The sequence below is a fragment of the Streptomyces hesseae genome, from assembly GCF_031845785.1.
In the GTDB taxonomy this organism is placed as follows: domain Bacteria; phylum Actinomycetota; class Actinomycetes; order Streptomycetales; family Streptomycetaceae; genus Streptomyces; species Streptomyces hesseae.
Map to the genome: position 1 here is coordinate 287,994 of NZ_JAVRFI010000004.1, position 24,577 is coordinate 312,570.

The 24,577-nt window shown below is 73.0% G+C and carries 22 protein-coding genes and 1 pseudogene; 5 read left to right on the top strand and 18 right to left on the bottom strand.

All coding sequences use genetic code 11. The annotated features are described in order from the left end of the window. The first annotated feature begins 44 nt into the window (after nt 1-44). A complete protein-coding gene (locus RM609_RS09365; protein WP_311609504.1) occupies nt 45-1,037 on the top strand; it encodes a phosphotransferase family protein in 993 nt (330 codons plus the stop codon). A 34-nt stretch (nt 1,038-1,071) separates the two neighbouring features. On the opposite strand, the gene galE is transcribed toward RM609_RS09365, so the two are convergent. Continuing rightward, nucleotides 1,072-2,040 (bottom strand): UDP-glucose 4-epimerase GalE, encoded by a 969-nt coding sequence (gene galE, locus RM609_RS09370; protein ID WP_311609505.1) that lies wholly within the window; start codon nt 2,038-2,040, stop codon nt 1,072-1,074. Continuing rightward, nucleotides 2,031-2,576 carry a D-glycero-alpha-D-manno-heptose-1,7-bisphosphate 7-phosphatase gene (locus RM609_RS09375; RefSeq protein WP_311609507.1) on the bottom strand — a complete coding sequence of 182 codons (546 nt, stop codon included), beginning with the start codon at nt 2,574-2,576 and terminating at the stop codon, nt 2,031-2,033. Before RM609_RS09375 ends, galE begins: the two co-directional genes overlap by 10 nt. Nucleotides 2,577-2,647: 71 nt before the next feature. Between RM609_RS09375 and RM609_RS09380 the strand changes: the two genes are divergently transcribed. Next, nucleotides 2,648-3,784, top strand: a complete 1,137-nt coding sequence (locus RM609_RS09380) for a glycosyltransferase family 4 protein (RefSeq protein WP_311609508.1) — start codon at nt 2,648-2,650, stop codon at nt 3,782-3,784. 74 nt (nt 3,785-3,858) lie between these two features. Here RM609_RS09380 and RM609_RS09385 read toward each other — a convergent pair whose 3' ends face one another. From RM609_RS09385 to RM609_RS09440, 12 genes are all read right to left on the bottom strand, one after another. Then, nucleotides 3,859-4,719: a galactose-1-phosphate uridylyltransferase gene (locus RM609_RS09385; RefSeq protein WP_311609509.1), complete on the bottom strand. Its 861-nt coding sequence runs from the start codon at nt 4,717-4,719 to the stop codon at nt 3,859-3,861. Between the two features lie 20 nt (nt 4,720-4,739). Continuing rightward, nucleotides 4,740-5,756 (bottom strand): zinc-dependent alcohol dehydrogenase, encoded by a 1,017-nt coding sequence (locus tag RM609_RS09390; protein ID WP_311609511.1) that lies wholly within the window; start codon nt 5,754-5,756, stop codon nt 4,740-4,742. Between the two features lie 10 nt (nt 5,757-5,766). Beyond that, the gene (locus RM609_RS09395) at nt 5,767-6,381 is read right to left on the bottom strand and encodes an SIS domain-containing protein (RefSeq protein WP_311609512.1); all 615 of its coding nucleotides are present in this window, start codon (nt 6,379-6,381) and stop codon (nt 5,767-5,769) included. 64 nt (nt 6,382-6,445) lie between these two features. After that, nucleotides 6,446-7,222 (bottom strand): phytanoyl-CoA dioxygenase family protein, encoded by a 777-nt coding sequence (locus tag RM609_RS09400; RefSeq protein ID WP_311609513.1) that lies wholly within the window; start codon nt 7,220-7,222, stop codon nt 6,446-6,448. Between the two features lie 16 nt (nt 7,223-7,238). After that, nucleotides 7,239-8,390, bottom strand: coding sequence for a DegT/DnrJ/EryC1/StrS family aminotransferase (locus RM609_RS09405; protein WP_311609515.1), 1,152 nt, complete (start codon nt 8,388-8,390; stop codon nt 7,239-7,241). Then, a complete protein-coding gene (locus RM609_RS09410; RefSeq protein ID WP_311609516.1) occupies nt 8,387-9,328 on the bottom strand; it encodes an NAD-dependent epimerase/dehydratase family protein in 942 nt (313 codons plus the stop codon). Before RM609_RS09410 ends, RM609_RS09405 begins: the two co-directional genes overlap by 4 nt. Further along, complete coding sequence (locus RM609_RS09415; protein WP_311609518.1) at nt 9,328-10,311, bottom strand: radical SAM protein; 984 nt, start codon at nt 10,309-10,311, stop codon at nt 9,328-9,330. Before RM609_RS09415 ends, RM609_RS09410 begins: the two co-directional genes overlap by 1 nt. Then, on the bottom strand, nt 10,308-11,138 hold the full coding sequence (locus tag RM609_RS09420) for a glycosyltransferase family 2 protein (RefSeq protein ID WP_311609519.1): 831 nt from the start codon (nt 11,136-11,138) through the stop codon (nt 10,308-10,310). Before RM609_RS09420 ends, RM609_RS09415 begins: the two co-directional genes overlap by 4 nt. A gap of 45 nt (nt 11,139-11,183) precedes the next feature. Further along, the gene (locus RM609_RS09425; RefSeq protein ID WP_311609521.1) at nt 11,184-12,194 is read right to left on the bottom strand and encodes a GHMP family kinase ATP-binding protein; all 1,011 of its coding nucleotides are present in this window, start codon (nt 12,192-12,194) and stop codon (nt 11,184-11,186) included. After that, nucleotides 12,187-13,422: a 2-deoxy-scyllo-inosose synthase gene (locus tag RM609_RS09430; protein ID WP_311609522.1), complete on the bottom strand. Its 1,236-nt coding sequence runs from the start codon at nt 13,420-13,422 to the stop codon at nt 12,187-12,189. Before RM609_RS09430 ends, RM609_RS09425 begins: the two co-directional genes overlap by 8 nt. A gap of 5 nt (nt 13,423-13,427) precedes the next feature. Beyond that, nucleotides 13,428-14,273 (bottom strand): DNA methyltransferase, encoded by an 846-nt coding sequence (locus tag RM609_RS09435; RefSeq protein WP_311609523.1) that lies wholly within the window; start codon nt 14,271-14,273, stop codon nt 13,428-13,430. Nucleotides 14,274-14,328: 55 nt separating this feature from the next. Beyond that, entirely contained in the window at nt 14,329-15,573 is a 1,245-nt protein-coding gene (locus tag RM609_RS09440; RefSeq protein WP_311609524.1) for a DegT/DnrJ/EryC1/StrS family aminotransferase, read from the bottom strand. 347 nt (nt 15,574-15,920) lie between these two features. Here RM609_RS09440 and RM609_RS09445 point away from each other — a divergent pair, with 347 nt between their 5' ends. Beyond that, the gene (locus tag RM609_RS09445) at nt 15,921-16,541 is read left to right on the top strand and encodes a 2'-5' RNA ligase family protein (RefSeq protein ID WP_311609525.1); all 621 of its coding nucleotides are present in this window, start codon (nt 15,921-15,923) and stop codon (nt 16,539-16,541) included. 125 nt (nt 16,542-16,666) lie between these two features. Here the strand turns inward: RM609_RS09445 and RM609_RS09450 are convergent. Continuing rightward, nucleotides 16,667-16,924, bottom strand: a pseudogene (locus RM609_RS09450) (phosphotransferase); the annotation flags it as partial. A 112-nt stretch (nt 16,925-17,036) separates the two neighbouring features. On the opposite strand from RM609_RS09450, the gene RM609_RS09455 reads away from it, so the two are divergent. Beyond that, entirely contained in the window at nt 17,037-19,256 is a 2,220-nt protein-coding gene (locus tag RM609_RS09455; protein ID WP_311609527.1) for an NADP-dependent isocitrate dehydrogenase, read from the top strand. Between the two features lie 206 nt (nt 19,257-19,462). On the opposite strand, the gene RM609_RS09460 is transcribed toward RM609_RS09455, so the two are convergent. Next, nucleotides 19,463-19,780 carry a hypothetical protein gene (locus RM609_RS09460; protein ID WP_311609529.1) on the bottom strand — a complete coding sequence of 106 codons (318 nt, stop codon included), beginning with the start codon at nt 19,778-19,780 and terminating at the stop codon, nt 19,463-19,465. 285 nt (nt 19,781-20,065) lie between these two features. On the opposite strand from RM609_RS09460, the gene RM609_RS09465 reads away from it, so the two are divergent. Beyond that, nucleotides 20,066-22,681, top strand: coding sequence for a SpoIIE family protein phosphatase (locus RM609_RS09465; RefSeq protein ID WP_311609531.1), 2,616 nt, complete (start codon nt 20,066-20,068; stop codon nt 22,679-22,681). Nucleotides 22,682-22,700: 19 nt separating this feature from the next. Here the strand turns inward: RM609_RS09465 and RM609_RS09470 are convergent, their stop codons facing one another. Together RM609_RS09470 and RM609_RS09475 are read right to left on the bottom strand one after the other, a co-directional pair. Beyond that, nucleotides 22,701-23,564 (bottom strand): TauD/TfdA dioxygenase family protein, encoded by an 864-nt coding sequence (locus RM609_RS09470; protein ID WP_311609533.1) that lies wholly within the window; start codon nt 23,562-23,564, stop codon nt 22,701-22,703. A 39-nt stretch (nt 23,565-23,603) separates the two neighbouring features. Beyond that, complete coding sequence (locus RM609_RS09475) at nt 23,604-24,572, bottom strand: L-tyrosine/L-tryptophan isonitrile synthase family protein (protein WP_311609534.1); 969 nt, start codon at nt 24,570-24,572, stop codon at nt 23,604-23,606. Nucleotides 24,573-24,577: the final 5 nt, after the last annotated feature.

Here is a 24,577-nt window from a genome sequence, read left to right on the forward strand (position 1 = left end):
AATTCGATAGGCATCACCACACGCAGAGAAACCGGGGACCTGCCGTGCCTGAGAATGCTGTGCCCAATAAATACCCCGCCCAGCCGATGGAAATTACATCGGACGAAACCTACGCGAAACTCCGGAACGACCTGGAATTCTGGGAGCCCTGGGGCCGGCGGGCGCTGGCCGCGGCCGGCCTCCCCGCCCCGGGGGCCTTACGGGTCCCGGGGGAGAGCACCAACCCCGTACTGATCGCCGACACCGGCGTGGTCGTCAAGCTCTACGGCGAGCACTGGTGCGGCCCGGAGAACTACGCCTCGGAGGCCGAGGCCTATGAGGTGCTGGCGGGTCAGGGCCTGCCGGTACCCCCGCTGTTGGGCCGCGGCGAGCTGTTTCCCGGCGGCGACGCCTGGCCATGGCCGTACCTGGTGATGGCCGCGGCCCCCGGCGCTACGTGGCGGGAGGCGACGGCCCGCGCGGACCGGCCGACCCAGCTGGCGCTGGCCCGGCGGTTCGGCGAGGTGCTGCGCCGGCTGCATTCCGTACCGCTGAGCGGCACGGGTGCCCTGCGACCGGATTCCCCGGTCTTCGCCGAACTGCTCGCCGAACGCCGCGCGGCCACCGTCGAGGACCACCGGGAATGGGGTTATCTCTCCCCGCGACTGCTGGACCGGGTCGATGACTTCCTGCCCTCCGTCGACGCCCTGCTCGACGGCGGGAAACCCGTATTCGTACATGGCGACCTGCATGGCACCAACCTTTTCGTCGATGCGGGGAACGCGTCGGTGACCGGTCTGATCGATTTCACGGACGTATACGCGGGAGACCCCCGGTACAGCCTCGTCCAATTGCACCTCAACGCTTTCCGCGCCGACCGCGGACTGCTCGCCGCGCTGCTCGAAGGGGCGGAATGGCAGGTGACCGACACGTTCGCCGAGGACATGCTCCGGTTCACCTTCCTGCATGACTTCGACGTCCTGGAGGAAGTGCCCTTGGACCTCTCCGGCACCGACGACATCGGGGAACTGGCCCGGCTCCTGTGGGACGTGCGGTAGCGGGAACGGAACCTGTCCGCCGGGCGCGTGGCCGTCATGAGCGCGCCCGGCGGAACCGCCACGCGTCCTCGATCATCCCGTCGAGGCCCGGGTGCGCCGGCTTCCAGCCCAGTTCACGACGGACGCGTTCGCCGGAGGCGACCAGGACGGCCGGGTCCCCCGGGCGCCGGCCCGCCACCCGGGCGGGGACGGGACGACCGGTGACCCGGCCCACCGCGTCGAGGACCTCCCGCACCGAGAACCCCCTGCCGTTGCCGAGGTTGTAGTTGCGGTGGTCACCGGGCACCGCGCCGCGCAGTGCGGCCAGGTGGGCGTCGGCGATGTCCGCGACATGGATGAAGTCCCTCACACAGGTGCCGTCGTGGGTCGGGTAGTCGTCGCCGAACACCGCGAACTCCCCGCGTCCGTCCAGCGCCGCGTCCAGCGCCAGCGGGATGATGTGGGTCTCCGGCTCGTGGCGCTCGCCCGACTCGCCCAGCGCGCCCGCCACATTGAAGTAGCGAAGGCTCACGGAGGCGAGACCGTGGGCACGGGCGTAGGCATCCAGCGCCAGGTCGACGGCGAGCTTCGACGCGCCGTACGGGTTGGTGGGCACGGTGGGCGCGCTCTCCTCGATCGGCACCCGCTCCGGCTGGCCGTAGACCGCGGCCGTGGACGAGAAGACGAGCCGGCCGACGCCCGCGCGCAGCACCGCGTCCAGCAGGGTGAGGCTCTCCACCGTGTTGTTGCGCCAGAAGCGCTCGGGGTGGCGCACCGAGTCGTCGATGAGGGCCCGCGCGGCGAGGTGCAGCACCGCGTCGAACGGGCCCCGCTCACCGGTGAGGACTTGAGCCGCCTCGGCCATCGTGCCCCGTACGAGTGCGGCGCCGCGCGGGACGGCGTCGGCGAAGCCGGTGGACAGGTCGTCCAGGACGACGACCCGGTGCCCCTCGTCGAGGAGCCGGCGCGTCACCACGCTGCCGATGAAACCGGCGCCGCCGGTCACCAGGATCTTCACACGCAACCGCCTTTCGAGGACGTGAGCAGCAGACCTACGGCCATTCGTAAATCCGTTGTGACAAGGTCCGCCGCGGTATTGTCCGGCGGTTTTCCCGGGCCTTGGAGAAGAACTGTTCCGGTGCCGGCCGCCTTGCCCGCCAGCACGTCCGACTCGGAGTCTCCGATCATCACGGAATCCGCCGGGTCGATGTCCGGGAAATCCCGCATGGCGGCCCTGAGCAGCCCGGGCAGCGGTTTACGGCAGCCGCATTCACCCACCTCGTGCGGGCACACGTAAACGGCGTCCAGGAACGCCCCGTGCCCGCGCAGCAGCGCGGCGAGCCGCGCATGCACCGCCGCCAGGTCCGCGCTGGTCATGAGGCGTCTGGCCACGCCCCGCTGGTTGGTCACGAGCACCACGCGCCGGCCGTGGGCGTTCAGTTCGCGCACGGCCTCGGCGGCGCCCGGCAGCAGGACCAGCTCCGCGGGATCCATGACGTACCGGCCGTCGGGCGGCTTCGCATTCAAGGTGCCGTCCCGGTCCAGAAAGAAAGTGCGCACTTCTGCGTACCCGCTTTCGCTGTTATGGTCTTTTCGGCTCCCCAGGGAGCCGGAATGGAGGCAATGCGAGAATGGGCACCGCCGATCGAGCACGACTCCGTATTCTTTTCGTCTCGGCGAACGAAACCGCGCCATGGGGTCCCAGTGAGACGAACTGGGCACTGGCCGCGCGCCATTGGCTGGAGCGGGGCGCCGAGGTCCACGCCAGCGTCAAGGGCTGGGACGAGGTCCCCGCGGAGCTGGCCGCCGCCGAGCGGGCCGGGTGCGTCGTGCACCGCCGCTGGGAGCAGCCCCCCTACGACCTTCGCCCCGTCCACCAACTCCCCTGGTCCGAATATCGGTCGAGCACCCTGGACAAGGTCCGCCCCGACCTGGTCGTCGTCTCCCAGGGCGACAACTACGAGGGCCTGGGCTGGATGGAGGAGTGCCGGACGCGCGGCTACCCGTACGTCGCCTACTCCAACTCCGCCGCCGACTTCGAGTGGCCGGCGGACGACGTCGCCCAGCGGCTGGCCGTGGCCTACCGCGCGGCCCGCGCGTCCTTCTTCGTGTCCGAGGCCAACCGGGACATCACCGAACGCCAGGTCGGCACGCGCCTGCCCAACGCCCGGGTGGTCCGCTGCCACTTCAAGGTCGACTACGACGCGGCCCCGCCCTGGCCCGGCGACGCCGAGCCGCTGCGGCTGGCCTGCCCGGCCCGGCTCGACCCCGTCAGCAAGGGGCAGGACGTGCTCTTCGACGTCCTCGCCCGGCCCAAGTGGCGCGAACGCCCGCTGACCGTCTCCCTGTTCGGGGCCGGGAGCCACGCCTGGGTGCTGCGCTCCCTGCGCGACCGGTTCGGCCTGGACAACGTCCAGTTCGCCGGGTACACCTCGGACGTCGAGGCGATCTGGCGCGAGCACCACGGCCTGGTCCTGTGCTCGCGGGCCGAGGGCCTGCCCACCGTGATCATCGAGGCGATGCTCTGCGGCCGGCCCGCGATCGTCAGCGATGTGGCGGGCAACGCCGAGCTCCTGGAGGACGGGGTCACCGGCTTCGTCGCGGCCGCCCCGGCCGCCGCCTGCCTCGACGAGGCCCTGGAACGGGCCTGGCAGGCCCGCGGCGAGTGGCAGGAGATGGGCCGGCGCGCCGCCGTGGCCGTCCGCAAGCAGATCCCGCCGGACCCGATCGCGGTCCTCGTGGACCAGCTGGCGGAACTGGCCGCCTGACCCCGCCGTCCCCGGGCGCCCCGCGCCCGGGGACGGACGCCCGCCGGGCCGGGGCGCGCACCGCCGCCGGGCCATCACACCTCCCTCAGCGTCTCGGCGGCCCGCTCCGGCTCCAGCGGGGTGAAGTACATCCCGCTGCCCAGTTCCCCCGCCGCGATGTACCGGGGCGTCCCGGGAGCCCGCCAGACCACATTGATCTCCAGATACAGATGCGCCCACGGCCAGTCCCCGCCGTCGGTGGGCCGCTGACGCACCCACAGCACATAGGGCGCCGGCCGCCCGAACAGCGCGTCGACGCTGCCGAGGACGGTCGTCAGCAGCGCGGCCAGCTCCCGCCGCCCGTCCGCCCCCGCGCCCGGGAGGTCCGGCAGATGGGCGCGCGGCGCCAGCCGCAGCGCGTAAGGGAACAGCGGCGCCTCGGGCACCCATGCCCGCCAGCCGCCCTCCTCCGCCACCACCAGCTCCTTCGCGGGCTCCTCGCACAGCGGGCAGCGGTCCAGCGCGCGGCTGCGCTCCAGCTGTGTCGCGGGGGCGGGCGGCACACCGGGCAGGCCGAACGCCTGCCCGTGCGGATGGTCCACGGTCGCGCCCGCGTCGGCGCCGCGGTTCTCGAAGAGCAGCACGTAGGCCACATCGGGCCGGGCGCCGAGCTCCGCGGTGCATTCGCTCCACAACTCCACCGCGAGCGCCGCCTGGTGGAGGCCCATCGTGGCCCAGGACGCGCCGTGCTCGGGCGAGTGGAGCAGCACCTCGCACCGGCCCCCGTCCAGGGCGGGCCAGCGGTTGGGGAACCGCCGCACCCGGTAGTCCTCCGGCGCCTCCAGCCCGCCCGGGCAGAACGGGCAGTCCTCGCCCCGGACGCGGGGCCGGGACCGGCGGCGGCCGTCGACCGCCACCGTGATGCCGGTCAGCGGGTCCGTACGCAGCTCAGCCACCCGTACCGCCCTCCCCGCGCTCAGCCGTCGGCACGGACCACCACCCGGATCACATCGGGGCCGGGCTGGTCGGCGAGCCGGAACGCCTTGTCGGCCTCCGACAACCCCAGGACGTGGGTGATGACCTGGTCGGTGCGCACGGCACCGTCCACGAGCAGGTCCGCCGCCCGGCGCATGAACCGGCCCGGGCCCATCACCCCGATCGTCGACATCAGCTTCAGCGGCCACTGCGCGGCCGGCATCTCGACCCGCTTGCCCACCCGGTAGCCGATCAGGCCGACCCGGCCGCCGGGCCGTACCAGCTCCGCGGCGAGCCGGATCGCGTCCGGTTCCCCGCAGGCGTCCAGGACGACGTCCGGCAGCCCGGCGGGCCCCGCGTCCTCGATCCACCGCGCGACCTCCCCGGCGCTCGACAGCGCCGTCCGCGCGCCGAGGGACGCGGCCACGGCGGCACGCCGTTCCACCGGGTCGACGGCCAGGACGACCCGGCCGCCGGACGCCCGTGCCGCCTGGAGCACGTTCAGGCCGATGCCGCCGCACCCCAGCACCGCGACGGTCTCCCCGGCCTCCAGCCGCACCCGGTCCAGCGCGTGGAGGGCCACGGCCAGCGGCTCCGTCTGCGTGGCCGCCAGCAGGTCGGTGTCCGGCGGGAGCCGCACCAGGTTCCGCGCGGGCACGGCGATGAACTCGGCGCAGCCGCCCGGGTCGGTGAAGCCGAACTCGCGCAGTTCCGGGCACATCACCGGCTGCCCTCTGCCGCACCACGAGCAGTGGCCGCAGGTCAGCGCGATGTCCCCGGCCACCACGTCCCCCGGGGACACCAGGGGGCTACGGGTCTCGGCGACGGTACCGCTCCACTCGTGGCCCGGTACGGCCGGCAGGGCGGCGCCGTGCCACACGTCGTTGTACAGGGAGACGTCGCTGCCGCAGATCGCGTTGTAGGCGACGCGGACCAGGGCCCACCCCTCGGGGAGCACCGGGTCGGGGACGGCCTCGACGGACAGGTCGCGGGGGCCGTTGAGCACTGCTGCACGCATACGGGACCTCTCAGTCCTGGTGGGAGTGGCAGGAGTTGCCGCTGTTGTCACGCAGGAACTGGGTGACGAAGTGGAAGATCATGCTGTGCATGGCCTCGGCCATGCCGACGTCCTTGGTCGGGGCGTTCACCTCCGTGTCCGCCAGGTCGCGCAGGATGCCTCCGGTGCCCGCGGTCACCGCGATCACCCGCAGCCCCGCCTCCTTGGCCCAGCGGGCCGCGGCCACCACGTTGGGGCTGGTGCCCGAGCAGCTGATCACCAGCAGCCGGTCGCCGGGGCGCGCCATCAGCCTCAGGGGCTCGACGAACACCCGCTCGTATCCGCAGTCGTTGGCGTAGGCGGTGAGCATGGACAGGTTGTCGGTCAGGGCGATCGCGCGCAGCGGCGGGTTCTGCTCCGCGGAGGTGCCCTTGAGGAGGTCCTGCGCGAGGTGGGAGGCGGCCGAGGCGCTGCCGCCGTTGCCCGCCAGGTAGACCGTGGCCCCGTCGCGCCGTACCTCGTCGAGTTCGCCGATCAGTCGGTGCACCTGGTCGCCCATGGCTTCGAGCAGGGGGCCCGCGGTGCCCAGGTACTCGTCCCACGGGCCACGGGCCGTACGGCCCGTGGCGATGGAGTCCTGCGTCATCTCTGCGTACCTGCAATCGTGTCGGGGAGCACCGGGGTGCGGTGGACACCACGGTCGTACGGGGTCAGCGGACGAAGTCCTCTTCGACGTCGTGGTCGACGTACCCGGTGCCGCGCAGGTCGCCGGACTCGCCGTCCCACTCGCTCCAGTCGGCCATATAGGTCGGCCCGTAGCCGAAGGCGGCCAGGACGCGGTCGCCGGGGGTGCGCTTGCGGCGGGTGCCGTGCATCAGCGCCTCGTTGAGGAGCAGCAGGTCGCCGGCGCCGACGAAGACGTCGCTGAGCGTCGGGAAGCCCTCGTCGATCAGCGAGGCGCGCTCCCCGCGCTCGGCGCGGGGGCGCAGCAGCGGGAAGTTGGCCTTGTGCGAGCCTTGGATGTAGCAGAACGAGCCGTCCTCCGGGGAGCGGATGTCGCTGAGGTAGACCAGGGCCTTCACATAGGGGCAGAACAGTTTGCCGTCGTGGTAGGTGTGGGTGATCGACAGGTCGCGGCCCACGGTTCCGCCGTCGAGGTCGAGGAGTTCGGAGTTGCCGCCGTGGAGGTAGAGGACGCTGTCCCGGCCGCGGCGCAGCGCGTAGCCCTCCAGCACGCGCAGCGGCTGGTTGACCACCTCGCGCACCCGGCCGACGATGCGTTCGTCCCGGCCGAGCTTCGCGAACGCCTCGCTGGTGCGGGGCAGGTCGTTGTAGCGGCTGGTGTTGTCGAATCCGGGGTCGACGGGGTGGAGCCGGTCGAGTTCCGCGCGGAGGCCGGCGACCTCGGAGGGGTCGAAGGCGCCCGGCACGACCAGGAATCCGGTGGTGTCGAAGAGGTAGAGCTCTTCCGGTGACAGGGCGGGCACGGGGGTTCCCTTTCCGTCAGTGCCGCGGGGGCAGGGTCACGTCCGGGTCGGCGAGGGCCTTGTCGAGGGCGCGCAGGACGATGTCGGTGTCGTGCTCGCTCATCCGGGTGTGCAGCGGAAGACAGATGTGGCGGGCGCACAGGTCCGCGGCCACGGGGTATTCCCCGGCCGGGAACCGGCCCTCGAACACCGGCTGGGCGTCCAGCGGCATCTCGTAGATCTCGCCGCCCAGTTGCACCCCGGCGTCCCGCATCCGCTCCCGCAGCCGCCGCCGGTCCACGCCCGGGTCCAGCACGACGACGTACTTGTACCAGCTCGCGGGCGAGTGCCCGGGCAGCAGCGGGCGGACGCCGCGCATCCCGGCCAGCCCGGCGGTGTAGCGCCGGGCGAGCCGGTCGCGGACGGCCAGGAATTCGTCGAGGCGGCGCAGCTGGGTCCGGCCGACGGCGGCGTGCAACTCGCTCATCCGCGCGTTCTCGCCGAGCACGGTGTGGATGCTGCGCCAGGGTTCGGGCTTGCCCAGATTGCGGTACAGACGGACGAGCCGGGCGAGTTCATCGTCGTCGGTGGTGACCATGCCGCCCTCGGCGGAGGTGATGACCTTCGTGGCGAAGAAGGAGAACGCCCCGGCCGCCCCGAACGTCCCGGCGTGGCGCTCGTCCAGGCGGCTGCCGTGGGCGTGGGCGCAGTCCTCGAACAGCCACAGTCCGCGCCGGGCGCACCAGGCGGCGATGTCCTCGATGTCCGGGGTGACGATGCCGCCCATGTGGACGATCAGGACGCCCGTGGTGGCGTCGGTGACGGCCTGCTCCAGCTCCCGGACGCCGGGCGCGAGCGTGCCGGCGTCCACGTCCGTCAGCCGCACCCGCAGCCCGGCCAGCAGGGGCGCGGCGGCCGTCGAGTAGAAGGAGTTGGCCGGTACCAGCACCTCGCCGCCGGCCTCGCCGGCCAGCGCCCGCAGCCCGCAGACCAGGGCGGCCGTGCCGGAGGCGACGGCGACGGCGTGCCGGGCACCGGTGTAGCGCGCCATCTCCGCCTCGAAGGCCTCGACCTGCGCGCCCTGGGTGAGCTGCCCGGTCGTAAGGCAGGTGCGCACGGCGGCGAGCACCTCCTGGATGTCCGCTTCGGAGAAGTCCGGCCGTACGGGGACCACATGCGCAGGCGTCATCGGCCGCTCACCTCCGCCTGCCCGCTCCGGTCCGCGCGGTGCTCCAGCTCCATGCGCAGCCCCTCGTCGATGGTGATCCCGGGCGCCCAGCCGAGCTGGGCGCGGGCCTTGGCGGTGGAGACGAAGCGCTGGGAGTAGACGAGCTCACCGCGCCGGGTGGGCTCCTCGCGGTAGACGATGGGCACCCCGCCGAACAGCGCGGAGACCCGCTCGGCGAGCTCCCCGGTGGTGAGGATCTCGGGGCCCTCCAGGTTGTAGACCTGGTTGGCGGCGACGGGGGCCGTGGCCCGGTGGAAGGCGTCGGCGAGGTCGTGGACGTGGAGGAACGCCCGGCGCTCGGAGCCGTCGCCGAAGACGGTCAGCTCCCGGCCCTCGGCCGCCGCGCGCAGGAACGCGGAGACGACGAGGCCGGGCCACATGCCGGGGCCGTAGATGGGGCTGTAGCGCAGGACGGTGGACGCGAGGCCGTGCAGCCGGGCGTAGTCGCGGGCCAGCAGCTCCTTGGCGATCATCGAGGTGGTGTAGAAGTGGCCCGCGCCCGTGGGCAGGAACGGCTCGTCCTCGTCGATGGCCTCGACGCGCATCGCGTTGTACACCCAGCAGCTGCCCGCGAGGACGACGCGGGAGACACCACTGGCGGCCGACGCGTCGAGCACCGCGGTGGTGCCGGTGACGTTGACGTCCATCGCGGTCACCGGGTCGGCCAGGACGGCGCGGGCGTCGGCGACGCCCGCCAGGTGGAGGACCACGTCCGGCCGCCAGGAGGCGAACAGGTCGGTCAGCTCCCGCCGCGCGGTCACGCTCAGCGCCGCACCCGGGAAAGGGTCGTCGGGCGTCCACCGCGTGTCGACGACGAGGACCTCATGGCCCTCCTCGTGGAAGCGGCGGGCCACATGGCGGCCGATGAAGCCCGATCCGCCGGTCACCAGAGCTCGCATCAGGTCCCCTCGGGGGTGTGGTGGGTGGTGGTGCCGGACGCCGGGCCCGCGGCCGCCGCGCCGGCGGTCTCGCCCAGCCGGGAGCGCCATTCCTCCGCGCTGTCCACGGCGCAGCCGTCGTCCGCGTCGGGGGTGCGGTCCAGCAGGTCCAGGAACACCCGGTCGGTGAGGTCCTCGGTGGGGTGTTGCTGCGGCAGCCGGAAGTCGCGCCGGGTGCGCTGCTCGTGCGGCATGAGCCGCCCGGCGCTGCCCAGGCAGTTGCGGCAGGCCGCCAGGGGCTCGGGGGAGCGGAGATAGGCCAGCAGCCGGTCCGCGAACCCCGGGTCGTCCGTGATCTCCAGCGCGTCCTCCCACGGGTCCGCTCCGCCCTCGAGGACCCGGGGCAGGAACACGGACTGCGGGCACTTGAAGAAGTGGCCCTCGAAGACGGTGTGGCAGCGCCACACGTGCGCGATCTGGCACGTGGAGTAGATCCGCCGCACCAGGTGGTCGTCGCGGGTGCCGGACTCCGAGTAGGAGTAGCGGAAGTGCGAGTAGTGGAGGAGGGTCAGGGTGACCCCGTGGTCCGCCGCGTGGGCACGGATCCGGGCCATCTTCTCCTCGGGGATCTCCCTGCCGGGGTAGACGGAGATCTCCACCTCGTCCACCGCCGCCCAGAAGTCCTCGCGCATGCGCGGCAGCAGCACGCCGTTGGTGCACACGACGACGCGCGGCGCGATGCCGCTGGCGCGCACCGAGCCCAGGATGGGGACGAGCTCGCGGTGCAGCAGCGGCTCACCGCCGAGCACCTTCACGAATCGCGCCCGGAAGGACTTCGCCAGCAGGTCCAGATCGCGGGCCGCCGTCTCGGGCGCGACGAAGGAGCGGGTGAAGACGGGGGAGAGGTGGCTGCACGAGGCGCAGCCGAGGTTGCAGTGGTGGGCGACGTTGAGTTCGCACCCCTCCGGGGTGACCACCTTTCCGTTCTCGACGCTGTAGCTCATCGGACCGCCTCGCGTTTCTGATCGGAGGCGTCTCCGGCGTCCCGCCAGGAGAAGGTCGGGTCGAAGGGGAGGGAGAAGTTGTTGGAGTAGCCGCCGAGGTAGTAGCGCAAGGTGGCCTTTCCCGTGCAGGAGACCGGCTCGGCGCGGTCGCGCAGGTCCATGGCGAGCTTGTCGTCCTCGCCGATGGACTCGGCCTCGTCGTGGGCGTCGTAGACGTCCCGGAAGGGCACGTCGAGGAGCAGGTCGCGGGCCAGCAGCCATTCACCGGTGTCGACGGAGACGACCGGGTCGTCCGTGCCCGGCGGGTCGAGCCGGTCCCGCCGTACACAGGAGCCGGGGGAGACGACGCCCTTGGCGCGCATCCGCGCCCACTGGGCGCGCCCCTCCGCCGGGTCGCGGGCCCAGGGCTCGCGGGGCTCCAGGTAGGGGGTGCCGTCCGCGTCGAGCATCCGCAGGTGGGAGTGGACGGCGCGGTGACCGGTGCGCCCGGCGCACTCCAGGAGGCTGCCGAGGTGGTCCGGTTCCCATTCGTTGTCGTCGTCGAGGAAGCCGATCCACTGGGCGCGGCTCGCGCGGACGGCCATGTTGCGCAGCCGTGCCGAGCGTCCCGGCCCCGAGACGTCGTCGGGGCCGCGCCCGGCCAGCAGCCAGCGGACGTTGCCGGGCAGCGGCTCGTGGGAGCGCAGGTACGCGTAGGTCTCATGGCAGTCGTCGATGACGACGAGGTGCCGGAAGGGGGTGTCGAGGTCCTGTCGCTGGACGCTGCGCAGGGCGCGCGCCAGCAGACGGGGCCGGTTTCTGGTGAGGGTGACGACGGTGACCAGCACGGCTGGATCGCCCTTCGCTCGGTGTGCGTTCGTGTGGCCGGTGGTTCACAGGGGCAGGGCGACGGCCCGGGAGCCGTGTTCGGTGAAGCGGAAGCGCAGTTCCGTCAGGCCCGCGCCGGTCATGGCCCGGCGTACCGACTGCCGTCGGTCGCGGGCGCAGACCAGCAGCAGGAAACCGCCGCCGCCGGACCCCAGCAGCTTCCCTCCGGCGGCGCCGGCCGCCAGCGCCCGGTCGTGGAGCTCCTGAAGCCAGGGGCTGCTGACGCGGGAGCCGAGCCGTGACTTGAGCCGCCAGTGCTCCTCGACAAGGGGGCCGACGCCGTCGAGGTCGCCCTTGCGCAGGCAGTCGGCCATGTCGTCGGCGATGCGCCGGATCGCGTGGAGGCGCTCCAGCGCGTCGCCGTGGCCCTGGAGGGTGCGGCGGTTCTGTTCGGAGAGGACGTCCCCGGCGTCGCGGCTGATGCCGGTGTAGAAGAGCAGCAGCCGCTCCTCCAGCTCGGCGCGTACGCCCGGGTCGAGGTCGAGGCTTTCGGTCTCCACCCGGCCGGAGGGGGCGAAGCGGAGGATCCGGACGCCGCCGTGGGCCGCCATGTAGTGGTCCTGTTTGCCGACGGCCCGGCCCAGGTCCTCGATCTCGATCCGGCTCGCCGTCTCCGCGAGCGCGTCGGCGTCGAGCGCGTCCGCTCCGGGGGCGCAGCGGTGGGCGGCGGCGTGCAGCACGGAGACGGCCAGGGCCGCCGAGCCGCCCAGTCCGCTGCCGCTGGGCACGTCGCCGAAGACGGTGACCTGGCGGTCGCGGACCAGCCCCGCGCGCGTCAGGCAGGCCCGCAGCATGGGGTCCGGGTGCCGCGCCGCCTCCGCCACGGTCTCGCAGGAGTCCGTGGCGGTGCGCAGCCGGCCCCGGAACTCGCGGGGGTGGACGGTCACGCCGACGTAGCGGTCGATGGCACAGGCGATCACCAGTCCGCCGTGGCGGGCGGAGTAGCTGGGGATGTCGGTGCCGCCGCCCGCCAGGGAGATCCGCAGGGGAGCGCGGGCCGTGACGGTCTCAGTCATGCGCATCGTGTCCCGGGTCGTGGTCCCCGCCGCACTCGCGGCCCCGGCGCAGCAGTTCGTGGACGGCGGCCCGGACCTCCCGGCGGGGGACCGGGGTGAGGTAGTGCTGCCCGAGGCCGAGCGGGACGCCCAGCGCGCCCAGCAGCACCATCGGGACGTCCGAGGAGGTGTGCGCCTCGTAGCCGCGCTTGTTGTCGAAGCCGATGTGGTGCATCACCGTCTCCGTGTCCAGCCCGGCGGTCAGACAGCGGCACACCCCGACGCGCTCGATGAGCTCCTCGTGCGTGGCCACGGCGTCCGCGCCCAGCGCGCCGAGCCGGTGGGCGACGTCGGCCGCGACGGCCATGCCCAGGGCCACCGCCTCGCCGTGTTTGACGGGCACGGCCCGCGAGCCGGGGGCGGCGCTGGCGAGCTCCAGGGCGTGCCCGACGGTGTGGCCGTACTCCAGCAGCACGCCCGAGTATTTCTCGTGGGGGTCCTCCAGCAGCAGCCGGCCCTTGACCGCCAGGCTCAGCTCGAAGATCTCCTCCAGGTCCGCCGGCGTGTAGTCGGCCCGGGGGCGCAGCAGCCGGCGCAGGGTGGGGATCTGGCCGGGCTCGATGGCGAGCGCGTTCTTGACGGTCTCGCAGGTGCCCGACCGCAGGTCGCGCGGGGAACCCATGGCCACCACGCCGAAGTCGACGACGATCAGCTCCGGCGGGTGGTACAGCCCGACGGTGTTCTTGGCGTGCGCGGTGTTGACGGCCTGCTTCGCGGAGATCACCGAGTCGCAGGCGGCGATGACGGTGGTGGGGACGTGGACGAGCCGGATGCCGCGGAAGAGCAGCCCGGCCAGCAGCCCGGCGACATTGCCGGGGATGCCGCCCCCGACGGCCACGACGACGGAGCGGCGGGTGACCTTGAAGTCCAGGGCCAGATCGATGAACCGGGAGAGCGTGGCCAGGTTCTTGTGGGCCTCGCCGGGCGGGTGGGAGAGCAGCAGGGCGGGCGCGGTCTGCTCGACGACCCCCGCGAGCTTGCTGGCGACCACGCCCTGGACGGTGTCGTCGGTGACGAACACGAAGCGGTCCGCGTCCAGTGCGGTGAGCACCTGGGCCACGTCGTCGAGGCAGTCGTGCCCGAGCAGCACCCGGACGCGCCGGTCCCCGAGGGAGAAGTGCCGTTCGGTCAGGGGTGGCGGGGGGCCGTGGGGGTCGGCCGGGGCCGGGGGAGGGAACTGGGAGTCCATCACCATCACCTTCGTAATGCGTCGATGCGCCGCTGGGCGATCCCGGTCGCCTCGTCCGAGAAGTCGTTGCACGCCCAGGCGCGGCCGGTGGCCTCGGCGGCCAGGGCCGTGGCACCGGTCCCGGCGAAGGGGTCGACCACCAGCTCGCCCTCCCGGGTGAGCAGGCGGATGAAGTACTCGGGCAGTGCCACCGGGAAGCGCTCGGCGTGGGCCCGGGCCCGCTCGCCGGACGGGTCGCCGGGTACGTCGCCGGGGCCGGGGCCCGGTCCGTGGTCGTCGGCCGTGGAGTCGCCCAGGACGAGGAAGTTGCCGTACGCCCGGGTGAGGTGGTTCTGGAAGCCGCGCACCCCTTGGACGTCCACCGGTACATCGGGTGTCCTGGCCAGCCAGAACCACATGCTCACGCAGTCCTCGAAGCGCTCCCGGCGCCGGTCGGACCACTCCACCTCGGCGTCCAGGAAGCCGGGGTTGTACCAGTAGAACTCCTGGAGCAGATGCCAGTCGCCGCCGGCGAGCAGGCTGTTGATCGCGGAGAAGTTCTGCACGGTGCGCACCGGTGCGTCCTCCGCCCAGCAGCAGCCCAGCTCCATCACGAGGCTGCCGTCCGGCCGGAGCACCCGGGCGATCTCCGTCAGGAACGGGTCGAGCCATTTGACGAAGCCGGGGCTGGTGGGGTCGGTGGAGGAGGCCGTGAAGGGGCCGGTGAACCAGGGGGAGGTGACCACCAGACGGGCGGTGGCGTCGGGCAGGGCGCGCAGGAAGCCGACGGCGTCGCCCTGGGTGAGGGTTCCGCCGTCCGTCGATGTCACCGTGCGCACGGCGGCGTCGCCCGGCGCGGTACGGGGGGTCATGGCATGCCCTTTCGTCGTGGGGCGGAGCTGCCGGAAACGCGGACCTCGCGAGGCGTCAGACGACGCCCAGCCGGGTCCGGGCCGTCCCCAGCGCCGCGGCCACGAGCTCCATGTGCTCCGGCGGGGCGAGGAACATCCAGTGCGGGAGGACGACGGCGTTCTCCCCCGCGGCCTCGGCGACGGGCAGCTCGAACCGCGCCGGGTCCAGGTCCCGGGCCCGCCGCGGGTCGGCGCCGGCCCCGGCCCAGCCGGAACTGAGCGGCTGGTAGAGGTCGTTGCGGTTGAGCGCCGAGTCGGCGGGCTCGATGTGCGCCCCGAGCTGCTGGGAGAGCAGGGCGGCGACCTTGTGCTTGGCCCCGTGGCCGAACACCTCCGGACGCAGCCGGACGCAGACCTGGTAGGCGGCCTCGGCGGTCAGCGCGGCGGGCCGGACGAGGGGGTACACGCCCTCGACGTCCTTGAGCAGCTCCTCCAGGCGCCGCATGGAGGCCCTGCGTCGATCGTTCTCCTCGTCGAGCCGGCCGAGCCCGTCCAGCGCGACGGCCGCGTTGAACTCGCTCATGCAGTAGTTGTAGCCCTGCACGCCCGGCAGCTCCTCCAGCTCCAGCTCGCCGGCCGGGGTGCCCGTCCGGTGCCGGCGGCCGTCGGCCCGTTTGCGGTAGAGACGGGAGTGGATCTCCGGGTCGGAGGTCACCGCGACGCCGCCCTCCCCGGAGGTGAGCAGCTTGGTCTGCTGGAGGCTGAACGCCGCCACGTCACCGAAGCTCCCCAGGCGGCGCCCGCGCCAGGTGGCGCCGTGCACGTGCGAGCAGTCCTCCAGCAGCGCCAGGCCGTGCCGGCGGGTCAGCGCGCCCATGGCGTCGAGGTCCACGGCGGACCCGTACAGATGCACCGCCATGACGACCTTGGTCCTGGGGGTGAGCGCGGCCTCGGCCGCCGCGACGGACATGCACAGGGTGTCCGGGTCGACGTCGGCGAGCACGGGGGTCGCGCCGACGCGCAGGACGGAGGAGGCGCAGGCCACCCAGGTGAGGCCCGGGACGAGCACCTCGTCACCGGGACCGACGTCCAGCGCCTCCAGGGCGACGGTGAGCGCGGCCGAGCCGTTGCAGGTGGGGACCGCGTGCGCGGCGCCGAGATACCCGGCGAAGGCCCGGGCGAAGGACTCCTCGAAGGACTGCTCGCCCGTATAGGCGCCGCTGACCGTCCAGCGGCCCGACCGCAGCGCCGCGAGCAGGCGTTCCTCGGTCTGCGGGGTGTACCTGGGCCATGCGGGCCATGAGTGCGTGTGTGTCTTCAAACTGCCGGACCTCCGTGTTCACCGGGCCACGAGTGTGGGGAGTGGGCCGAACGCCAACGGTGTCGCGCGCATGCCGTTCCGCCGAAGCTTGAACGGGATATCGAGAAGCGTACGCATGTGCGCATGGCACGCGTCAACGACCGGTAGGTGGTTGGCGCATTGATTCGCTTCGGCTCCGGGAGCCCTGGGATGTGCGGGAAGCTTGATTGTCCTGCGTATGGTTGAGAGCGGTGACTATTGACCGTTGTGTCAACTCCCTGACGATCACCGGTCCTTGACCGGAATTGCACACCGGCGGTCAGGGTGATCGCGTGCGCTCCGGGCGCGGCCCCGGACACCATGGCGGTGTGAACGGGAACCGGGCCTTCGACGGAGCCTTCGGTGGGGCCGAGCCGCCGGCCGTGCTCGCGGCGGCGCCGACGGCCCGGACGGCGGTGGCCTGGCTGCCGCCCCGGGAGCTGTGGCCGCCGATCCAGGACATCCGCTGGGAGCACGATCCACAGGTACGGCGGTGGCCACCGCATGTGAACCTGCTGTTCGGCTTCGTACCGGAGGAGGAGTTCGCGCGTGCCGTGCCGCTGCTCGCCGCCGGGGCGGCGGAGAGCGCGGCGTTCACGGCGCGACTGGCGGGCGTCCGGTACTTCCGGCACCGGCACTACGCGACGGTATGGCTCGACCCGGCCGCGGCCGGCCCGGCACCGTGGGCCCGCCTCCACAGGGCGCTGGAGTCGCGATTCCCGCTGTGTCACGGACGCGGCGACCGCTTCACCCCGCATCTGTCCCTCGGCCGCACCCAGGACCCACGGCAGCTGGCCGCCGAGTGCGCCGCCCGGCTCGGCACCCTGTCGGCGGTGGTCGGGGAGGTGGCCCTCCTCTCCCGGCGCGGCGACGGACCCATGCGGCCCCGGGCCGTGATCGCACTGGGCACGGGCGAGGTCCGGCTGCCGGGGACCGAGCCGGGGAACTGAGCCGGGGTGCCGCCGCGTCTCCGTCCGCCCGGCGGACGCCGCGGTGCGGCTCGCGGACCGGGCCCGTACGAGAGCGGGCCCCACCGGTGGGAGCAGCGGACCGCGCAGGAGGGGCCGGCGTGGGCTCAGCGGTAGCCGGTCAGGCCGTCCGCCAGCTCCTCCTCGTCACCGTCGCGCAGTGCGTACAGGGCCTGCTGGAGGGCGAACGTGCCGCGCGCCGCGATCCGCGCGGGGACGCCCTCGTCCCAGTCGACCACGCCGCTCAGCCGCGGCAGTCCGCCGGAGGTGTCCCACAGGACGTTCTCACCACCGAGGTCGCCGTGGACCACGGCCGCGGTCAGGTGGGGGAGCGCGTCGAGGGCCGCCGGCTCCCGCCCGGCCCGCCGGGCGGGCCGGAGTGCCGGCCCGCCCCGGAGGCGGGGTCCTGTCGAGGAGACGCCCGGCACGAGATATCTTGATGTCAAGCAATGTTATAGACGTGGAGCGGAGCACCCGGTGACTGACTCGACCATCATCTATACCCACACCGACGAGGCGCCGGCCCTGGCGACGCATTCCTTCCTGCCCGTGGTCAAGGCCTATGCCTCGCAGGCCGGCGTCACTGTGGAGACCCGTGACATCTCCCTGGCGGGCCGGATCATCGCCGGCTTCCCCGAGTACCTCGAGGAGGGCCAGCGCGTCGCCGACGCCCTCGCCGAGCTCGGCGAGCTGGCCAAGACGCCCGGCGCCAACATCATCAAGCTGCCGAACATCTCGGCCTCGATCCCGCAGCTGAAGGCCGCGGTCGCGGAGCTCCAGGAGCAGGGCTACGCGCTGCCGGACTACCCGGACGACCCGAAGACCGACGAGGAGCGCGACATCCGCGCCCGCTACGACAAGGTCAAGGGCAGCGCCGTCAACCCGGTCCTGCGCGAGGGCAACTCCGACCGCCGCGCCCCCGCCTCGGTGAAGAACTACGCCAAGACCCACCCGCACCGCATGGGCGCCTGGACCTCCGAGTCGAAGACGAACGTCGCCACCATGGGCGCCGACGACTTCCGCTCCACCGAGAAGTCCGCGATCATCGCCGAGGCCGGCGCGCTGCGCATCGAGCTGGCGGGTGACGACGGCTCCACCACCGTCCTGCGCGAGTCCGTACCGGTGCTCGCCGGCGAGGTCGTCGACGCCTCCGTCATGCGCGTCGCCGCGCTGCGCGAGTTCCTCATGGCGCAGGTGGCCCGCGCCAAGGCCGAGGACGTGCTGTTCTCGGTCCACCTCAAGGCCACGATGATGAAGGTCTCCGACCCGATCGTCTTCGGTCACGTGGTCCGCGCCTTCTTCCCGAAGACCTTCGCCGCGCACGGTGGCACCCTGGCCGCGGCCGGCCTCACCCCGAACGACGGCCTCGGCGGCATCTTCAAGGGCCTGGAGGCGCTGCCCGAGGGCGACGCGATCAAGGCGTCCTTCGAGGCCGAGCTCGCCGAGGGCCCGGCCCTGGCGATGGTCGACTCCGACCGCGGCATCACCAACCTCCACGTCCCCAGCGACGTCATCGTCGACGCCTCCATGCCGGCCATGATCCGCACCTCCGGCCACATGTGGGGCCCGGACGGCCAGGAGGCCGACACCCTCGCCGTGCTGCCCGACAGCAGTTACGCGGGCGTCTACCAGGTCGTCATCGACGACTGCCGCGCCCACGGCGCCTTCGACCCGGCCACGATGGGCACCGTGCCCAACGTCGGTCTGATGGCCCAGAAGGCCGAGGAGTACGGCAGCCACGACAAGACCTTCGAGATCCCGGTCACCGGCACCGTCCGCCTGGTCGACCAGGCCGGGAACGTCGTTCTGGAGCAGACCGTCTCCGCCGGCGACATCTTCCGCGCCTGCCAGACCAAGGACGCCCCGATCAAGGACTGGGTGAAGCTGGCCGTCACCCGTGCCCGCGCCACCGGCGACCCGGCCGTCTTCTGGCTCGACGAGACCCGCGCCCACGACGCCAACCTGATCGCCAAGATCGAGCAGTACCTGCCCGAGCACGACACCGAGGGCCTGGACATCCGCGTCCTGTCCCCGGTCGAGGCGACCAAGCTGTCCGTCGAGCGCATCCGCCGCGGCGAGAACACCATCTCCGTCACCGGCAACGTGCTCCGCGACTACCTCACCGACCTCTTCCCGATCCTGGAGCTGGGCACCAGCGCCAAGATGCTGTCGGTCGTCCCGCTGATGGCGGGCGGCGGCCTCTTCGAGACGGGCGCCGGCGGCTCCGCCCCCAAGCACGTCCAGCAGCTGGTCAAGGAGAACTACCTGCGCTGGGACTCGCTCGGCGAGTTCTTCGCGCTGGTCCCGTCCCTGGAGCACTTCGCGAAGACCACCGGCGAGCAGCGCGCCCAGGTCCTCGCCGACGCCCTCGACCGCGCCACGGCGACCTTCCTCAACGAGGACAAGTCCCCGACCCGTCGCGTCGGCGGCATCGACAACCGCGGCAGCCACTTCTACCTGGCCATGTACTGGGCCCAGGAGCTGGCCGCGCAGACCGCCGACGCGGACCTGGCCAAGGCCTTCGCCCCGCTCGCCGAGACGCTCTCCGCCAACGAGCAGAAGATCGTCGACGAGCTGAACGCCGTCCAGGGCCAGCCGGCCGACATCGGTGGCTACTACCAGCCCGACGCGGCCAAGGCCGAGGCCGTCATGCGCCCGTCCGCGACCTTCAACCAGGCCATCTCGACCCTGGCCTGACCCACCCGGAACCGGACGGACCCGGACGGCCCACCGCCGTCCGGCCGTCCGCCCGGCACACCGCCCCGACCGGCACCCGCCGGTCGGGGCGGTTTCGTATCGTCGCGGTTTCCCGACCGGCACGGCCCCCGGAAACACGCCGCCGCCCGGGCCGGTGTCCGGCCCGGGCGGCGCGCAGCGGTCGGTGCGCAGCGGTGGGTGCGGGCTCAGCGCGGGTTGAAGATCACGCTCTGGAAGCCGGCGCCCTGCGGTGCCTGCTGCCCCGGAGCGAGCCGGGTCGCCTCCCCCTTGCACTTCTTCTTGGCGTAGACGACGAGCGGCGTCTTCGTCTCGTTGTGGGCGGCGTGGGCCTCCTGACCCATGTCGTAGCACTTGTTGTCGGGCGGGTTCTGGATGGAGTAGGCCTTCGCCTTCGGGCCCAGCCAGAGGAACTGGCCGTTCGCGGCGAACGCCGTGCCGGCGGGCAGCGTGACGGCGAGGAGAAGGCCCCCGAGGGCGGCCACTGCGGTGCGGATCAGGCGCATCACGGATTCCTTGGTCTCGATTCCTTGGTCTCGATTACGGGGCGGGAGGGCGATTGGGCCCGATATGGTCAACGACGCTCGGCCCGTCCCGACACGCGCCCGGGCGCGCCGGACCGCCTCCGGGCCGCCCGGCGGTGGCCGGTGGTCGCCCGGCGTGGCCGCGCACCGTTCGCGCGGCGGAAGGCGGCAGGGTAGACATGGGGTATGGCCCGAAGCCAGGGCCGCTCCTGGAGGCCCTCGGGCCGTTGGTTCGCCGCGGCGAGCACCCGTAGCGTTGCCGGACAGATGTTCGTGCTGCAGGTGCTGATCGTTGTGCTGCTCGTCGTGGCCGCGGCGGTCACCCTGCTGCTCCAGGCGCGGAGCGACAGATTCCAGGCGGCGCGCGACCGCTCGCTCGCCGCCGCCGAGGCGTTCGCCCACGGCCCCGGCATGGTGGCCACGCTGAGCGGCCCCGACCCGTCCGCCGTGCTCCAGCCCCTGGCCGAGGACGCCCGCAGAAAGGGCGGGGTCGACTTCATCGTCGTGATGAACCGGCAGGGCATCCGCTACTCCCACCCGGACCCCCGGCTGATCGGGAAGAAGTTCGTCGGCACCATCGGGCCCTCGCTGGAGGGCCGCACCACCGTCGAGGACGTCAACGGCCCCCTGGGCGAGGAGCTCCAGGTCGTCGTCCCGGTGACCGACCGCGGCCGGGTCGTCGGCATGGTCGCGTCCGGGATGAAGGTCAGCCGGGTGAGCAGTGCCGCCGACCGGCTGCTGCCCGTGGTGCTGATCGCCGGTGCCATCGCGCTGCTGCTGGCCACGGGTGGCACCTGGCTGGTCAGCAGACGGCTGCGGCGCCAGACCCATGGCCTGGGCCCGGCCGAGATGACGCGGATGTACGAGCACCACGACGCGGTGCTGCACGCCGTGCGCGAGGGCGTGGTCATCGTCGGCGGCGACGGCCGCGTCATGCTGGCCAACGACGAGGCCCGCCGGCTCCTGGACCTGCCCCCGGACACCGAGGGCCGGCCCGTCGACGAGCTCGGCCTGGACCCCCGGATGGCGGAACTGCTGGTCTCCCGCCGGGTCGCCACCGACGAGGTGATCCCCGTCGGGGAGCGGATGCTGGCCGTCAACAACCGGCGCACCGACCGCGGGGGCGGCCCGCCCGGCAGCGTGGCCACGCTGCGTGACTCCACCGAGCTGCGCGCGCTCGCCGGCAAGGCCGAGCTCGCCCGCGAACGGCTGCGGCTGCTCTACGACGCGAGCGTGGCCGTCGGCACCACCCTGGACGTCAAGAGCACCGCCGAGGAGCTCACCCAGGTGTCCTCCCCCCGCTTCTCCGACTACACCACCGTCGATCTCGCCGAGCCCGTCCTGCACGGCGAGGAGCCCCGCCCCTCGACGGCCGGCGCCCCGGAACTGCGCCGGGTCGCGGTCAGCGGCGCCCACGACGACCACCCCCTGTACGGGGCGGGCGAGCTCCACCGGTTCGCGTCGCCCACCCCGCAGGCCCAGGGCTTCGTCAGCGGGCACCCCGTGCTCGTACCGCACCTCGCGGACTCCACCGGCTGGCGCACCCAGGACCCCATGCGCACCCAGCAGATCCTGGACTACGGCTTCCACTCGCTGATCACCGTGCCGCTGAAGGCGCGCGGCGTGCTGATGGGCATCGTCAACTTCTGGCGCGCCGAGGGGAGCGAGCCCTTCGAGGAGGAGGACCTGTCCCTGGCCGAGGAGCTGGCCGCCCGCGCCGCCGTGTGCATCGACAACGCCCGCCGCTTCACCCGCGAGCACGCCATGGCCGTCACCCTCCAGCACAGCCTGCTGCCGCGCGGTGTGCCCGAGCAGAGCGCCCTCGACATCGCCTACCGCTACCTGCCCGCCCAGGCCGGGGTGGGCGGCGACTGGTTCGACGTCATCCCGCTGCCCGGCGCCCGGGTCGCCCTCGTCGTGGGCGACGTGGTCGGCCACGGTCTCCACGCGGCCGCCACCATGGGGCGGCTGCGTACGGCCGTGCAGAACTTCTCCGCCCTCGACCTGCCCCCGGACGAGCTCCTCGGGCACCTCGACGAACTGGTCGCCCGCATCGACCAGGAGGCGGCGGAGGCCGGTGAGGAGGCCGGCGGGGACACCGGCGGGGACGCCGCGATCGCGGGCGCCACCTGCCTGTACGCCATCTACGACCCCACCTCCGGAATCTGCAGCATGGCCCGCGCGGGCCATCCCCTGCCGGCCGTGGTCACCCCGGACGGCGAGGTCACCTTCCCCGAGCTGCCCGCCGGCCCGCCGCTCGGCGTGGGAGGCATGCCCTTCGAGGCCATGGAGCTGTCCCTGACCGAGGGCAGCAGCCTGGTGCTCTACACCGACGGCCTCGTCGAGGACCGCCGCCGCGACTTCGACACCGGCCTGACCATCCTCTCCCACACCCTGGCCCGGCCCGACCGCACGCCCCAGCAGACCTGCGAGGCCGTCCTGGAGGCGCTGCTGCCCGCCGAGCAGACCGACGACATCGCCCTGCTCGCCGCGCGCACCCGGATCCTGGAGCCCGGGCGGTCGGCGGAGTGGGAGCTGCCCTCCGACCCGGCCGTGGTGGGCCGCGCCCGGTCCGACGTCACCCGGCAGCTGAGCGAGTGGGGGCTGGAGGAGGCGGTGTTCACCACGGAGCTGATCCTCAGCGAGCTGATCACCAACGCCATCCGGCACGCCTCCGGCCCCATCCGGGTAAGGCTGCTGCGCGAACGGGTCCTCATCTGCGAGGTGTCCGACACCAGCAGCACGGCCCCGCACCTGCGCTACGCGGCGGCGGAGGACGAGGGCGGCCGGGGCCTGTTCCTCGTCGCCCAGCTCGCCGAGCGCTGGGGCACCCGTTACACGCCCGAGGGCAAGGTCATCTGGGCCGAGCTGCCGCTGGCCTGAGCGCTTGCCGGAGTACCGGCTATCGGCGTACCAGCGCGGTGTTCTCCAGCGGCGGGGCGCCGAGCACATGGACGCGCCGCAGATGGCGCGGCGAGCGGCTGGTGAAGGCCTCCCGGCCGTGCAGCAGCGTGTAGTTGTCGGCGACGACCACGTCCCCGTCCCGCCAGCCGTGCGCGTACAGGTGGCGCGGGTCGTGCAGGGCGGCCCGCAGCGTGCGGTGGAACTCGGGCAGCAGCTCCCCGGGCACGCCGGTGAACTCCAGGTCCGGCTGGTTGAGGAAGATCTCGCCCGCCGCGACCGGCTCGTTGTAGCGGATCACCGCACGGCCGCCCGGGCGCGTGGTGACGACCGGCGAGACGCACTCGCCCGCGTAGTCCGAGACCGCCCGGCGGTAGCGGCCGGTGACCCGCTCCCACAGCTCCCGGTGCTCCGGGGCGGCGTCGCGGAGCACGGCCTCGGTCTGTGAGAACGTGGTCCGGCCGCCGTCGCCCTCACCCGGCGCGGAGACGCACTGGAAGATCTGGAACTCGGCGATCTGCTCGCGGTACATGCCGTCCCAGTGCAGCGGCACATGGCGGTGGTCGAAGATGTGGTCGTCGGGCTCGTCGTGCTCGACGAGCTCCAGCACGGCCCCGTAGGGCCACATGCCGATCTCGCCCCAGCGGGCGCTCCACTCGGTGAGCGCCGCGGCGTCCGCGAAGCCGGTGAAGCCGCGCAGCAGCACGAGGTGGTGACGCCGGGCCAGTTCACGCAGCCCGGCTATGGGCAGGCCGGCGAGCCCGGCGCCGGGCGAGGCGGCGTCGACGCGGACGCCGAACGGCTCCAGCGCGCTGACCGGGTGGCCGGAGAGGTGGTCGGTGGTGTCCAGGGTGCTGCTGGTCATGACGGGCCCTTCGGTGGATACGGGGGTGGGGGCGCCCGGTCAGGCAGCGGCCGTGACGGGCACGCGGAGCGCGTAGTGGCTCGGGCGGCCGGCCACCAGGACCGGCTCGGCGCCCCGCTCCTCGGCCTCGCTCCGCTTGACCAGGACGTACCGGCCGCCGCCGGTGTCCAGCGCCACGCTGTGCCAGGGCGTCAGCCAGCTGTCCGGGGTGTCCACGAGATGGATGCCGACCTTCTCCGCGCCGCAGGGCTGCGGATGGATGGACAGCCGCACGGCCCCGGGGAACCGCTCGGCGAGCAGGTCGCCCCACGCCTTGCTGCGCTGCATCACGGTGTACGCGCGGCTCCGGGCGTCGCGCTGGAGGGCGGCCCTGCTGCCGGTGTAGCCGGGGGTGTTGCCGTCCTCGAAGAGGAAGCGCGTCATGGCCCGGTAGAGCGCGACCTCCTCACCCGCCCGCACCCGCTCCTTCAGCGACTCCAGGGGCTCGGCGTACCGCTCGGCGAGGAGCTCCCGCATCCGGTCGTGGCCGAGTCCGGCGAACTCCGGCACGTCCTCCAGGTTGAACAGGCCGATGCCGCTCGGCTCCGGCAGCGCGTCGACGATCCGCCGCGTCTCCCGCTGATAGGCGGTGATGTGCTCGTCCGGGATGCCGACCGCGTCGCTGAAGACCCGGCCGTCGGAGCAGATGAGGATCTCGGCCCCCGGCGCGTACACCGCGCGGATCCGCGCGGTCAGCCCGGCGAGGAAGCCCAGCGCCAGCCGCTCCGCCATGTCGGGCAGCGTCCCCAGCACCTTGGCGGCGTTGGGGGACTTGCCGGGGAAGGCCGGCAGCACGAACCGCACGGGCTCGCCGGCCTCGACGTACCGCGTGACGCGGGCGAGATGGGCGTCCCGGCAGTCCGGGCAGGGGGTGTGGGCGCAGCCGCCCGTCCGCTGTCCCTTGCGTTGATGACGCAGGACCAGCTCCATGACTCGGCGCGCGATGAGCACGTCGCCCCTGTCGGCCATCGGTG